Annotated in this window: 6 protein-coding genes and 8 pseudogenes; 10 read left to right on the forward strand and 4 right to left on the reverse strand. The window is 57.4% G+C overall.

Annotated elements, in window-relative coordinates:
- On the forward strand, window positions 1–1,671 hold a 1,671-nt coding region (locus U1763_RS20830; RefSeq protein ID WP_332756828.1), incomplete at its 5' end, for a condensation domain-containing protein.
- Between the two features lie 433 nt (window positions 1,672–2,104).
- Here the strand turns inward: U1763_RS20830 and U1763_RS20835 are convergent.
- A protein-coding gene (locus U1763_RS20835; RefSeq protein ID WP_332756837.1) for an IS3 family transposase occupies window positions 2,105–3,204 on the reverse strand; the annotation gives its coding sequence in 2 pieces (ribosomal slippage) (window positions 2,105–2,952 and window positions 2,952–3,204; 1,101 coding nt in all).
- A gap of 229 nt (window positions 3,205–3,433) precedes the next feature.
- On the opposite strand from U1763_RS20835, the gene U1763_RS20840 reads away from it, so the two are divergent.
- The 6 genes and pseudogenes from U1763_RS20840 to U1763_RS20860 all read left to right on the forward strand — a co-directional run.
- Complete coding sequence (locus U1763_RS20840; RefSeq protein WP_332756829.1) at window positions 3,434–4,744, forward strand: cation:proton antiporter; 1,311 nt, start codon at window positions 3,434–3,436, stop codon at window positions 4,742–4,744.
- Window positions 4,745–5,103: 359 nt separating this feature from the next.
- Window positions 5,104–5,268, forward strand: a pseudogene (locus U1763_RS21195) (IS1096 element passenger TnpR family protein); the annotation flags it as partial.
- An 88-nt stretch (window positions 5,269–5,356) separates the two neighbouring features.
- Window positions 5,357–5,481: pseudogene (locus tag U1763_RS20845) on the forward strand (IS5 family transposase); the annotation flags it as partial.
- A 95-nt stretch (window positions 5,482–5,576) separates the two neighbouring features.
- On the forward strand, window positions 5,577–6,602 hold the full coding sequence (locus tag U1763_RS20850; protein ID WP_332756830.1) for an IS110 family RNA-guided transposase: 1,026 nt from the start codon (window positions 5,577–5,579) through the stop codon (window positions 6,600–6,602).
- 343 nt (window positions 6,603–6,945) lie between these two features.
- A pseudogene (locus U1763_RS20855) lies at window positions 6,946–8,014 on the forward strand (IS3 family transposase).
- Between the two features lie 323 nt (window positions 8,015–8,337).
- A pseudogene (locus U1763_RS20860) lies at window positions 8,338–9,359 on the forward strand (amino acid permease); the annotation flags it as partial.
- Here U1763_RS20860 and U1763_RS21200 read toward each other — a convergent pair.
- Both U1763_RS21200 and U1763_RS21205 read right to left on the reverse strand, forming a co-directional pair.
- A pseudogene (locus tag U1763_RS21200) lies at window positions 9,311–9,472 on the reverse strand (IS3 family transposase); the annotation flags it as partial. The pseudogenes U1763_RS20860 and U1763_RS21200 sit on opposite strands and share 49 nt — an antisense overlap.
- A 12-nt stretch (window positions 9,473–9,484) precedes the next feature.
- Window positions 9,485–9,559 (reverse strand): annotated as a pseudogene (locus U1763_RS21205) (hypothetical protein); the annotation flags it as partial.
- A gap of 86 nt (window positions 9,560–9,645) precedes the next feature.
- On the opposite strand from U1763_RS21205, the gene U1763_RS20865 reads away from it, so the two are divergent.
- On the forward strand, window positions 9,646–10,680 hold the full coding sequence (locus tag U1763_RS20865; RefSeq protein WP_332756831.1) for an IS110 family RNA-guided transposase: 1,035 nt from the start codon (window positions 9,646–9,648) through the stop codon (window positions 10,678–10,680).
- 247 nt (window positions 10,681–10,927) lie between these two features.
- On the opposite strand, the pseudogene U1763_RS20870 reads toward U1763_RS20865, so the two are convergent.
- Window positions 10,928–11,284 (reverse strand): annotated as a pseudogene (locus U1763_RS20870) (transposase); the annotation flags it as partial.
- A gap of 100 nt (window positions 11,285–11,384) precedes the next feature.
- Between U1763_RS20870 and U1763_RS20875 the strand changes: the two are divergent.
- Together U1763_RS20875 and U1763_RS20880 are read left to right on the forward strand one after the other, a co-directional pair.
- Window positions 11,385–11,957 carry a transposase gene (locus tag U1763_RS20875; RefSeq protein ID WP_332756832.1) on the forward strand — a complete coding sequence of 191 codons (573 nt, stop codon included), beginning with the start codon at window positions 11,385–11,387 and terminating at the stop codon, window positions 11,955–11,957.
- 45 nt (window positions 11,958–12,002) lie between these two features.
- A pseudogene (locus U1763_RS20880) lies at window positions 12,003–12,685 on the forward strand (IS5 family transposase); the annotation flags it as partial.
- Window positions 12,686–12,768 lie beyond the last annotated feature (83 nt).

Consider the following 12,768-nt stretch of genomic DNA (forward strand, 5'->3'; position numbering starts at 1 on the left):
GTGCTGGGACTCAAAGAAGTCGGAATCGACGACAGCTTCTTCGAAATGGGCGGCGACAGCATCAGGTCGATCCAACTGGTAAGTCGTGCACGACGCGCAGGGCTCATTATCTCACCAGGTGACGTCTTCCGGCACCCCACCGCAGCTGCGCTCGCCAGCCTCGCACGCCCCCTTAAGGACCTTTCCAGGACAACCATTTCTCCAACGGGATTGCTGACACCAACTCCAATAATGGCTCGGCTATTCCATCGAGCTGATGATTTTAGCACGTTTTACCAGTCTATTGTTGTTAAAGTACCACCCTTGCTAGGTTTAGATATTTTGGAGAAAGCATTCCGAACTATCGTTGATCACCATGATATTTTGCGCTTAAGAGTTTTAAAGAAAACTGGTGACGCTCACCCAGAGTTGTTTGTAGATAAACGTGGTACCGATACCGGTATCTTTGTAACTTTGTTAGACATGTTGCATTGCCAAAATAATAGTTTTGATACATTATTAAACGATGCCATGAACCTTGCGCTCTCAAAAATTAATTTGGAGGCAGGTAAGGTTCTTCATGCCGTCTGGCTTGATGCTGGCCCTGAGCTAGCGGGGCGACTCCTAATCGTGATTCACCACTTGGCGGTGGACGGAGTTTCCTGGCGCATCCTCCTGCCTGACTTAGAAGCTGCATGCCAAGCCTTTACATCTAACGAGAAGCCGGCCCTAGATCCTGTCGGTATGTCATTCCGTGAGTGGGCAAAAATCCTCGAAGAGGAGGGCCAAAGTAACAAGCGTCATTCCGAATTGACCTTCTGGAACAACGTAACGTCTGCCGAGGATCCGCTCGTATCGTCTCGGCCTTTCAACCCTAAAGTAGACACTTGGGCGACGCGACGCCGGATTGTCCTAAAACTTCCCACAGAAGTGACGTCTCCGATCCTGACTAACGTACTTTCGCGGTTCAACGCTCGCATCAACGACGTGCTTTTGACCGCATTTGCGATGGCCGTTCGGAAATGGAGAAACGAGATCGGCTACAGCGATTATGAGGAAGTCGTTATTGATCTTGAGGGACACGGCAGGGAGGATATTCGCCCGGATATTGATTTATCGCGAACAGTAGGGTGGTTCACAACTCAGTTTCCAGTTATCTTGCGTGTCGATACAACATCGGCTGCAGATGTTTCTATAGTTAACCGCAATATAAAGTCGATCAAGGAACAACTTCGGTCAGTCCCAAACAACGGCATCGGCTACGGATTGCTTTGTAATTTAAGCCCCGCGCACAAGAACGCGCTTACAACTAAAACAATTCCCCAAATTGGGTTCAATTATCTCGGCAGATTTGATGTCGGGCCAGACGATACAGGTTTTTGGCATCTTTCCAGTGAGGTAGCTGAACACGACCTTTCCAAGAACAGGATTCCCATTGAGCACCCGATTGAAGTCGATGCTGTCACCATTGACGAGGATGGGCATCCGGTCTTAGAGGCGCAATGGACCTGGGCTGGCTTGCTCTTTGATGAGACTGCCATTACAAAGCTTGCTCAATACTGGTTTGCAGCCCTAACAGATATATCAAAGCTGAGTCAGTCTCATAATCTAGGCGGCATGACGCCGTCTGACTCGCCCCTTGTTAGTTTGACCCAATCTGAGATAGATGATATAGAGTCATACTTCGAATAATGTTACACTATTTAATTATTCTAATTATTGTTTATAGCATATACAGGTTACGGCATTCTGATTTAAGTTATATAAGTTAGTTTATTCAAATATCTTAGCGAACTTTGCTTTAGCCGAAATATCTACCATCACTTCGGTAGAGTTGGTTCATCTGCGGGCGTCAGCAAGCTATTGCAGTGCGGGTAGTACGTGGGTGGCCCTCTTGCAGCCGGTCAATGATCGCTTGTCTGAAAGCAAGACAGGGCCGGTTGCGAAGGCGGTCCGCCGACTCCTCGTTGCGCCCGGACTCCTTGAACGTGCCAAATGGTGCTAGTGTCGATCAGCATAATGAAACTGACGTGACCCCCGCCTTTCATCCAGCGGCAACCAGAGACCGACCGGTGTTTGAGGGTCCCCCGGTTTCTCATCCAATCTGAAGGTGAGTTTCCGGCGTTCATTCGGCCGCTTTGATGGCCGCGGCAGCAGCATATTCGACCGGCGTCATCCAGCCAAGCGATGTGTGAGGGCGGCTCTCGTTATAGTCCCGTCGCCAGGCCTCGATCTTGGCTCGAGCGTCCGCGATGGACAGGAACCAATGTGCGTTCAGGCACTCGTCACGAAGGCGACCGTTGAACGACTCTACGAACGCATTGTCGGTTGGTTTGCCCCGTCGGCTAAAGTCCAGCGTGACGCCGTTCTCGTACGCCCAGCGGTCGAGAGCCTTCGAGATGAACTCTGGCCCATTGTCCACGCGAATGGTCTTGGGCGCGCCGCGGATCGACGAGATCCGTGCCATCGCCTCGACCACCTGCTCGCCCTTGATCCCCTGGTCGACGTCGATCGCCAGCGCTTCGCGGGTAAAGGCGTCGACGACCGTCAGCGCCCGTAATCGTCGGCCGTCGAACAGGGCATCAGATACAAAGTCCATCGACCACATGTCGTTGGCCGCCAACGCCGCGGGTTGCCGATCCCGGTTGGCAGCGCTGACGTTGCGCCTTGGCTTCTTGAGCCGAAGGCTCAGTCCATCATTCCGATATAGCCGGTAGACGCGCTTGTGGTTCACGATCCATCCTTCCCTGCGCAGCAGGATGTAGATCCGGAAATAGCCATAGCGCGTTCGCGTCGCCGCCAGATCACGGATGCGCATCACCAGCGGCGTCTGGTCCGGCTTGTGCGAGATGTAGCGCACCGACGACCGCTCGACGCCCAGCGCCGAGCAACTGCGCCGCTCGCTTACGGCATGGGACGCCTGGACGTACGCGACGAGCTCGCGCCGTCGTCCAGGCGTCAGAGCTTTTTTCCCAGAACGTCCTGCAGGATGTGCTTGTCCAGGCTCAGGTCGGCAACCAGCTGTTTCAGCTGCCGGTTCTCGTCCTCAAGCTGCTTCAGGCGCCTCAGCTCGCCGACGCCGAGACCGCCGTACACCTTCTTCCAACGGTAGAACGTCTGCTCCGAAATCCCCATCCGCCTGATGACTTCGGCCACCGGCGTACCGGTTTCTGCCTGCTTCAACGCGAAGGCAATCTGCTCATCTGTGTACCTAGATTTCTTCATTTCCAGCTCCTTGCCCGAAGGCTTCAACAAGGCCGGAAAACTCTCGCTCAAAATGGACTAAAAAACAGGGGGGACGTCAAAAACGAGCTAACACGTTGATGAGACAATCATAATGGCGTTATGAGTAAAATTCACTTGATTCCTTCCCCAGCTAAGTCTTCTTCCACCAATAGGTTACCGCGTACATGATACGCAACGCCCGTGGCCGTATAATGACAGGGACCTGAATATGGCTCTATCCGAGCTCAGTGTGGCGATATTTCTGCAGATTTCTGTGATTCTGGGCACATGCCAAGTCGTTGGCTGGATTATGAAGCGGCTCTTCAGTCAGCCCCACGTTATTGGTGAAATGATTGCCGGCGTAATACTAGGGCCGTCGCTATTAGGGCTAATTTCGCCTAACTTTCAGAATATGGTTTTCCCAACAGAAACCAAGCCAGTGCTGTATGTCTGCGCTCAGCTTGGTATTGGGTTATATATGTTTTCCGTTGGCTTAGGCTTCCGCATCCACGATTTCCGGCTAAGTGCTAAAAGTGCGTTTGCGGTTTCCCTCGCCGGTATGACCGCGCCCTTCCTATTCTCAATCGTGCTTACGCCGTGGCTTTTGAGCCACAACCTTTTTGGAAAGAACGTCACCAGTTTCCAAGCGACGCTATTTTTGGGAGCCTGCATTTCGGTAACCGCGTTTCCCGTTCTCGCGCGTATTATTCAGGAACGTGGACTCAACCAGACGCCACTCGGCACGCTGGCTTTGTCTGCTGGAGCAATCGACGACGTATGCGCATGGGCCGTGCTAGCGATCGTGCTAGCAAGCTTTGGCGGCGGTACTGACATAGCTTTGAAAGCCATAGTAGGCGGCGGATTGTTTGCCGCCTTCATGATTTTTCTCGGACCAAAGCTTATGGCGCCGCTCGCCCAAAGGGCGGAGCGTGAAGGCAAGGTCACGCCTTCGATCTTGGCCATCAGCATAATTCTCTTCGGGCTAAGTGCATGGACGATGGATGCTGCTGGACTACATTCAGTATTTGGTGGATTCCTGCTCGGAGTAGCAATGCCACGAGGCCTACTATCACTTGAGATCAAAAAACAGGTTGAACCATTTACTGCGGTACTGCTTTTACCAATATTCTTTACATTCTCAGGGCTGAATACGCAACTGACGGTCGTCGATAGCTTAAACCTGACAGTGATTACCGCGGTAGTTCTTGTTGGCTCAATTGCCTCCAAAGGAATGGCATGCTGGGCGGCAGCCCGCGCTACGGGGCAAGACAGCAATACCGCTATGGCTGTTGGCGCGCTCATGAATGCTCGTGGAATGATGGAGTTGATTATGATAAATATTGGCCTGCAAAAGGGTATTATCGGTGCTCCGTTGTTCTCTGTATTAGTTGTAATGGCGATAGTTACAACATTAATGACAACGCCACTCTTCGAAAGAGTCTATGGTAGAAAAGCGCGGGCATTAGGAAAAATAGGCCGACCTGATGAATCATCGATTGATGATTGCGCTGAGCGCTTTCCTTCCAAGACCCAAGCCTAGTACAAATTGTTTAAAAATAACGTGCCATTGTAATAAGATATATGATATATCAATCATTGAAAGTGAAACGCCCCGTGCTTGTCTAAAGCTGCAACTACTGAGAAATTGGAGCCACGAGAAAAGCGACGAACCAGTTGTACCCAAGGTGAGCGGACGGTACGGATGCTCTTTGATCACGAGCGGGATCACCCGCCCAGATGGGCGATCGTGGTATTGATTGCCGAGAAGGTCGGCTGCGTTCCGCAGACGCTGCATGAGTGGGCGACGAATTCCGGCATACCATCACCATCGAGACATTCGGCTCCGGCGAAGCCGACGTGAAATACCCCCGCTTCGTCAATAGCTAACGGCACGGTCCGCCCGAGGATATCGGTGGCTTATTCGGCTTCGAGATGTTCCTCGGCGCCATCGCCGACCCGACATATGTAGAGCAGGACCACCTGCGCGAATGGTATGGCAGCCCCTACAATGCCGACGACATCGAAGAACGATCCTCACCCCGCGCTGTTGACGTCGTCGCATAGGCCGTTACGCTGGCAAGCGCATACCATGAAGAGCCGCGCACAATAACAAGGCGGCCGGAGAGCCACGAGTAGTTACGAGGTAAGCGTGGGCCTGATCAGCGACTACACTGGCGCGGCAGCCCTGCCCGACGCCGTGCCAAGGGCGCAGTGGCTGCTCGGTGATCGCGGTTATGATGCCGACTGGTCAGGGATGCCTTGGAAGCTAAGGGCATCTAGCCATGACGTTCCCCCTATTATGGATGGCTCGCCCCTTATCTGAAACGTTGTCATGTCACGACAGCGGGTCGTTTGAGGAAGGAGCGAAGGTCATGAACGTGTCAGTTCTTGGAATCGATCTCGGCAAGAACAGCTGCAGTGTGGTCGGCTTGGATACAACCGGTAAGGTCGTTGTCCGCCGGCGGATGCGACGCGAGACTGTCATCACTTATGCGGCCGCGCTGCCGGCCTGCGTAGTAGCGATGGAGGCCTGCTGCGGAGCGCACCACATGGGGCGGGCGCTGGCACGACAGGGCCACTCTGTACGGTTGATGTCGCCGGAGTATGTTCGTCCCTACGTCAAGGCGCAGAAGAACGACGACCGCGATGCCGAAGGGATCGCGGAAGCCGCGACACGTCCGACCATGCGGTTTGTTGAGTTGAAGACCGAGGAGCAACTCGACATGCAGACGCTGCACCGCATTCGCGACCAGCTCGTCGGAGATCGCACCTCGTTGATGAACCAGATCAGGAGCCTCCTCCTCGAGCGCGGCTATATCGTGCCGCAAGGGCGAGCAAAGCTAGCGGTCCGGCTGGGTGAGATGCTCGACGGCGACGAGCCAGTGCTAGGGTTTCGCATCCACCGGCTCGTCAGCGATATGCGCCTGCGCTGGATTGCCCTCGACGAGCGGATCTCAGATCTAGATGCCGAGTTCACCAGCGCGGCGCGCACCGACGAGCGAACGCGTCGCCTCCTGACTATTCCGGGCATCGGCGCACTGAACGCGACGGCGCTGGTTGCGGCCGTCGGCGACGCTCGAACCTTCGGACGCGGCAGGGATCTTGCCGCCTGGCTTGGGCTCGTGCCGCGCCAAGCAACGACCGGGGGCAAGCCTCGGCTGCTTGGCATTACCAAGCGCGGAAGCCGGTACTTGCGCAAAAACCTAATCCAGGGCGCTCGTTCGGCACTGCCGACAATGAGCAAGAGCGACACACGGCTGGGCGCGTGGTTGCGCGGCCTGCTGTCGCGCTCCCATCCGAACACGGTCGTGGTGGCACTGGCGGCCAAAATGGCACGTATTGTCTGGGCGCTGCTGCGGCACGAGCGCGCCTACGATCCGGTCGCGCAAGCGGCGTGAATGAGATCGGCCGATGCGATATGCACCGGTTGGATGATGTCTGCGGGAGGTAAGTGAAAGATGGCCTGACAGTCGACCGGTGTCTTGGAACCCTATGGCTAAAAATGGCACTCGATGCCGACCCTGTTATGAGGACCAGGACGCGCGGATCTCCATCTTGGCCAACGACCTCGTGTCGAAAGGCCGGATACGTTTTCGCAGACTGCTCAGAACGTCAGATACAAACCGCTTGCCGACGGGGCGAGCCATACGTTTAGTCCAATTTGAGCCGGAGTTTTCCGGCCTTGAGAAGCCCTCGGGCAAGGAACTGGAAATGAGGAAATCTAGGTACACGGACGAGTAGATCGCCTTCGCGCTGAAGCAGGCGGAAACCGGTACACCGGTGGCCGGGGTGATCCGACGAACGGGGATCTCGGAGCAAACGTTCTATCGCTGGAAGAATGTGTACGGCGGTCCCTGCGTCGGCAAGCTGAGGCGTTTGAAGCAGCTCAAGGATGAGAACCGGCAGCTGAAACAGCTGGTCGCCGACCTGAGCCTGGACAAGCATATCCTGCAGGATGTCCTGTCAAAAAGCTCTGACGCCTGGACGACGCCGCGAGCTCGTCGCGTACGTCTAGGCGTCCCATGCCGTGAGTGAGCGGCGCAGTTGCTCGGCGTTGGGCGTCGAGCGGTCGGTGGTGCGCTACATCCCGCACAAGCCGGACCAGACACCGCTGGTGATGCGTATCCGTGATCTGGCAGCAACGCGGCCGCGCTACGGCTATTTCTGGATCTACATACTGCTGCGCCGGGAAGGATGGGTCGTGAACCACAAACTCGTCTACCGGCTATATCGGAATGATGGACTGCGCCTTCGGCTCAAAAAACCAAGACGCAACGTCAGCGCTGCCAACCGGGATCGGCAACCCGCGGCACTAGCGGCCAACGAGATGTGGTCAATGGACTTTGTATCTGATGCCCTGTTCGACGGCCGGCGATTACGGGCGCTGACGGTCGTCGACGCCTTCACCCGCAAAGCGCTGGCGACCGGCGTCGACCGAGGAATCAAGGGCGAGCAGGTGGTGGAGGCGATGGCACGGATCTCGATGATCCGCGGAGCGCCCAGGACCATTCGCGTGGACAACGGGCCGAAATTTATCTCAAAAGCGCTCGACCGCTGGGCGTACGAGAATGGCGTCACGCTGGACTTCAGCCGACCGGGCAAGCCCACCGACAATGCGTTCGTAGAGTCGTTTAACGGTCGCCTCCACGACGAGTGCCTGAACGCACACTGGTTCCTGTCCATCACCGACGCTCGAGCCAAGATCGAGGTCTGGCGGCGGGACTATAACGAGAGCTGTCCTCACACATCGCTTGGCTGGATGACGCCGGTCGAATATGCTGCTGCAGCGGCCACAAAGGCGGCCGAATGAACGCCGGAAACTCACCTTCAGGTTGGATGAGAAACCGGGGGACCCTCATGAACGCCGGAAACTCACCTTCACGTTGGATGAAAAACCGGGGGGCACGTCAGCGTTGACATGATCTGTGAGCTATATGTGGTCGCGCGTCTTGAACTCGCTGAACATGAAGGTGGCGCGTATCTGGAACACCGCGAACTCCTTGATACCTAGCTGGCGCGGGACGACGCTCAGTTGAGCACGCTGCTAGCCAGCCGCTTCCGATCGACGTTGCTCGATCTGCGCAGTCATCTCGGGCCCAATTTCAACTAAGTTCGACCTATGGGGGTGCGTACATGTTTGGACCGCGGAAACCGTTTGGAATGCCTGCCCAATTCCAACAGCATAGTTTGGCCAAGACCCTCAGTTGCCCACATCTGATCGCGCTGGGTGTCGGCGCGATCGTCGGCACCGGCATATACACGCTGGTAGGCGCGGGTGCGGAACGCGCCGGGCCTACGGTGATACTTGCCTTCATAGTGTGCGGCGTCGTGTGCGGTTGCGCCGCGCTTGCTATACGGAGATGGCCACGCTGATCCCGGCGGCCGGCAGCGCCTATACCTTCAGCTACACAGCCCTCGGCGAAACTGTCGCGTGGGTGGTTGGATGGAGTCTGATCCTCGAATACTCCCTCGTGTGCTCGACGGTCGCGGTCGGCTGGTCGGGGTAGCTCATCGGTTGGATCCAGGCGGCGGGCATTCATCTACCGGCGGCGCTGCTTGTCGGACCGCATGGCGGGGGGCTGATCAACCTGCCGGCGGTGTGTGTGTCGCTAGCAGTGATGGGGATGTTGATCCTGGGTACGCGGCAGAGCGCGACGCTCAACATCGTCCTCGTCGTCATCAAACTGGCCGCGCTGACGATCTTCGTCATCTACGCGCTGCCCGCGTTCAAGAGCGGCAATCTGCATCCGTTCATGCCCTACGGCTTCGGCTCGACCGATACCGGCGGTCACAAGCGCGGGGTGATGGCGGCAGCGGCGATCGTGTTCTTTGCCTTTTACGGGTTCGACGCCGTCGCAACGTCCGCCAAGGAGACCAGGAACCCGAAGCGCGACCTGACGGTCGGGATCATGGGTTGGATGCTGGTGTGCACGGTCATCTACATGGCGGTGGCAATCTCTGCGATTGGCGCTTTGCCGTTTACGCAACTGGCCAATTCGCCCGAGCCTCTTGCGCTCGTGCTGCGCCACTTGAGCCGGCCGTCCGCGGCGCAGTTGATCGCGCTCGCCGCCGTCATCGCGCTGCCGTCGGTGATACTGGTAATAATGACGCGTTTCGGATTAGGCGCTTCGCGCCCGGTCTTCTCTGCTTCCCGGCGCAGCAGAGCATGAACGCGGCGATAGCCATAGGTTGGCAGATCGGCAACGAGCCGCCGGATGTCGACGACCAGCTCGGCATCCGGCAACGGCGGTCGTCCGCGTGGTCGGGACGCTGGGCGATGGCGCATCGCGGACAGCTGTGGGCGAGTGATGCCGACCGCCTCTGCGACCGCGCTCACCGTCCATCCCGCGGCAACGAGGTCGAGCGCAACAGGAGTTTATGGGATGGCCCGCCCCTGATAATCTGAAGCTCTTTGAAGCCTGCTTCACGAGGAGAGGACCGATGACGAAGAATGATATCGCAGTACTCGGGATCGACTTGGGCAAGAACAGCTGCAGCTTGGCGGCATTCGATAACACCGGGGCGTTGTTAACGCGCAAAAGGATGACCCGGGACGCGGTGGTAACCTTTGCTGCAGGGCTTCCCGCGTGCACCATCGCAATGGAAGCTTGCTGTGGCGCGCACTACTTGGGACGGACGCTCGAAGCGCAGGGGCACACGGTAAAGCTGATGTCACCCGAATACGTTCAGCCGTACGTAAAAGGACAAAAGACCGACGACCGCGACGCCGAAGCGATCGCGGAAGCGGCGACCCGACCAACGATGCGGTTCGTCACCATCAAGAGCGAGGAACAGCTCGATCTGCAGGTGTTACACCGTGCACGCCAGCGCATGGTTGGCGCTCGCACTGCGCTAATCAATCAGTTGCGTGCAGTGCTGCTCGAGCGCGGGATCGTCCTGCCAAAGGGGCGGGCATCCCTTAAGCTACGCCTTGGCGAGCTGATCGAGGACGAACTAGCGATCAGTAACAGAGCGCGAAGACTGATCGAGGATCTAAGCTCCGACTGGAGCAGTCTCGATCAACGGATCACAGCGTATGATGACGAACTCGCGGCGCTGACCCGCGAAAATGTGATGGCGCGACGGCTGGCAACAATACCGGGGATTGGCATCATTAACGCGACAGCGTTGGTCGCAGCGGTCGGAGACGCTAGCGCCTTCGGAAAAGCGCGCGATCTTGCTGCCTGGCTAGGGCTGGCGCCGCGTCAGCACTCAACCGGTGGCAAAACAAAGATGCTGGGTATCAGCAAGCGAGGTAACAAATACCTGCGCACTCAGCTGATTCACGGGGCAAGGGCGGCGCTGCCGCATCTGGCGGCCAAACCAAATCGATTGGGTGAATGGCTGCAGAGCATGCTCGCGCGCTTGCATCCCAATGTCGTGATGGTTGCGCTGGCTGCCAAGCTAGCACGCATCGCATGGGCAGTGCTGCGCCATGAGGAGAAATTTGATCATCAGGCCGCTACCGTGGCTTGATTCTGGAATAGCGGCCGGAGAACTCGGGCGCTCACGATGTCTGTGAAGGTGACGAAAGATGGCATAACGGTCGAACCGGCGTTCCGAGATCCTGGCCAAAAATGTGGTGCTTGGCACCGCGCAGTTTATTAGGATCGGAGCGCGCGGAACCCATCTTGGCCGGGGCGAAAATCCTCGAGACCGGATACGTTGATGCAGACCCATCATGCCATTAGAAATCATCTTGCGGACGGGGCGGGCCATACGTTTTTGGGCCTGCGGCCCGGGACACGGCCTCGCGGAGCATCTCGTTCTCTATATCCTTCTTGCCGAGCAGCCGGTGTAGTTCGCGCACCTGCGCCTCGAGCGCACGGTACTCGGACGCTGGCGCCACTTCCTCGCCCGCTGTCGCGGCGGTCAGCGCACCCTACGCCTTCAGGCGCCGCCAGGTGAAGATCTGATTGCCACCGATGCCGTGCCGACGGGCGACGAGCGACACGCTCATGCCCGGCAGATACGTTTCCTCGACGATCCGGACCTTTTCCTCCGGTGTCCACCGCCTCCGGCGCTGAACACCGGAGAGAACCTCGCCATCGTTGTAACGCCTGGTCGTACCGTTAGTCATATGCCTCACTCTTATCTAAGAGCGGGGCCCTGTCAGGTCATTTAGGGGGCCACCTCAATAATCGCTTCACCGCTGGTTGCAGCGGCGATTTTGGGTAAAATTGCTCGCTGCGCTGGTCGACGCGGGCGTCGTGACAAGAGGCACCGCGATCAACAGCACGTACATCAAGATCCAGCGCGTTGCATTTGGCTCAAAAGGGGGCGCTCCGCACAAGCGATCGGTCCCGGGATGGCTGGACCATAAAGATCCATGCCTCACTGACGTCATCGGTAGTCCCTATGCGCTGATGCTGACGTCAGGTAACGGCAGCGACATCAAGGCCGCGCCCGCCCTTCTCGAACAGGTCGGTCGCATGCGATATCCGCTCAATGACAATGGCTACGATACCGATAGCCTACGCCGTTCTCTCCGTGAGGCAGACGCCATCCCCGTCATTCCTGGACGCTGGAACCGGAGGCGAACCATTCGCTACGAAAAACCACGATACTGCGGCCACCACCTCGTCGAGAATGCCCTCTTCCGCCTAAAAGACTTCCGCCGCGTTGCTACCCGATACGACAAACTCGTCGTCAACTTCGTCTCAGCCGTAGCCCTCGCAATGGCCGTCGCCTTCAATCTATTTTGGATTACCATGCTTGCGACGGCGATGTCGCCTAGGGTCAGGACCCATTGATGTTAAAAGGCGCGATCTGATTCAGGCTCCGTGAGGAGACTGAGGATGAGCGACCTGTACTGGCTGACGGAGGAGCAGATGGCGCGCCTGCGGCCATATTTCCCAAAGAGCCATGGCAAGCCGCGAGTTGACGACCGGCGGGTGTTGAGCGGCATCGGTTTCGTGAACCGCAATGGGCTGCGCTGGCGTGATGCGCCCAGCGACTACGGTCCGCACAAGACGCTCTACAATCGCTGGAAACGGTGGGGCGAGATGGGTGTGTTCCTCCGCATGATGGAGGGCTTGGCTGCCGCTGATGCCGACCCGAAGACCGTCATGATCGACGCGACGTATCTGAAGGCGCACCGCATGGCATCGAGCCTGCGAGTTAAAAAGGGGATCTCGGGCGCTTAATTGGTCGCACCAAAGGCGGTATGAACACGAAGCTTCACGCCGCGACCGACGCAAACGGCCGCCCGCTCAGCTTCTTCATGACCGCTGGACAGGTCAGCGACTACACCGGTGCAGCCGCGCTGCTGGACGATCTGCTCAAGGCACAGTGGCTGCCCGGCGACCGCGGCTACGATGCCGACTGGTTCAGGGATGCCTTACAGGCCAAGGGCATCCAGCCGTGCATCCCAGGTCGGAGGTCCCGGCTCGAGCCGATCAGATACGACAAGCGCCGATACAGGCGCCGTAGCCGTATCAAGATCATGTTCGGACGGCTGAAGGACTGCCGCCGTGTTGCAGCAGCCGCAACTTTCGACACCTTGCTGTAGAAATCAGACTCCAACAAGATTGACATACGCCGACGCCAAAACGCCTCTTTAGC

Origin of the sequence: Sphingomonas sorbitolis, from assembly GCF_036663875.1 — a bacterium.
Classification (GTDB): Bacteria; Pseudomonadota; Alphaproteobacteria; order Sphingomonadales; family Sphingomonadaceae; genus Sphingomonas.

Bases quoted from the DNA above. Each gene is read 5' to 3' on its own strand.
- U1763_RS20840 (WP_332756829.1), top strand. From the start codon at position 3,434: ATGGCTCTATCCGAGCTCAGTGTGGCGATATTTCTGCAGATTTCTGTG.
- U1763_RS20865 (WP_332756831.1), top strand. From the start codon at position 9,646: ATGACGAAGAATGATATCGCAGTACTCGGGATCGACTTGGGCAAGAAC.
- U1763_RS20850 (WP_332756830.1), top strand. From the start codon at position 5,577: ATGAACGTGTCAGTTCTTGGAATCGATCTCGGCAAGAACAGCTGCAGT.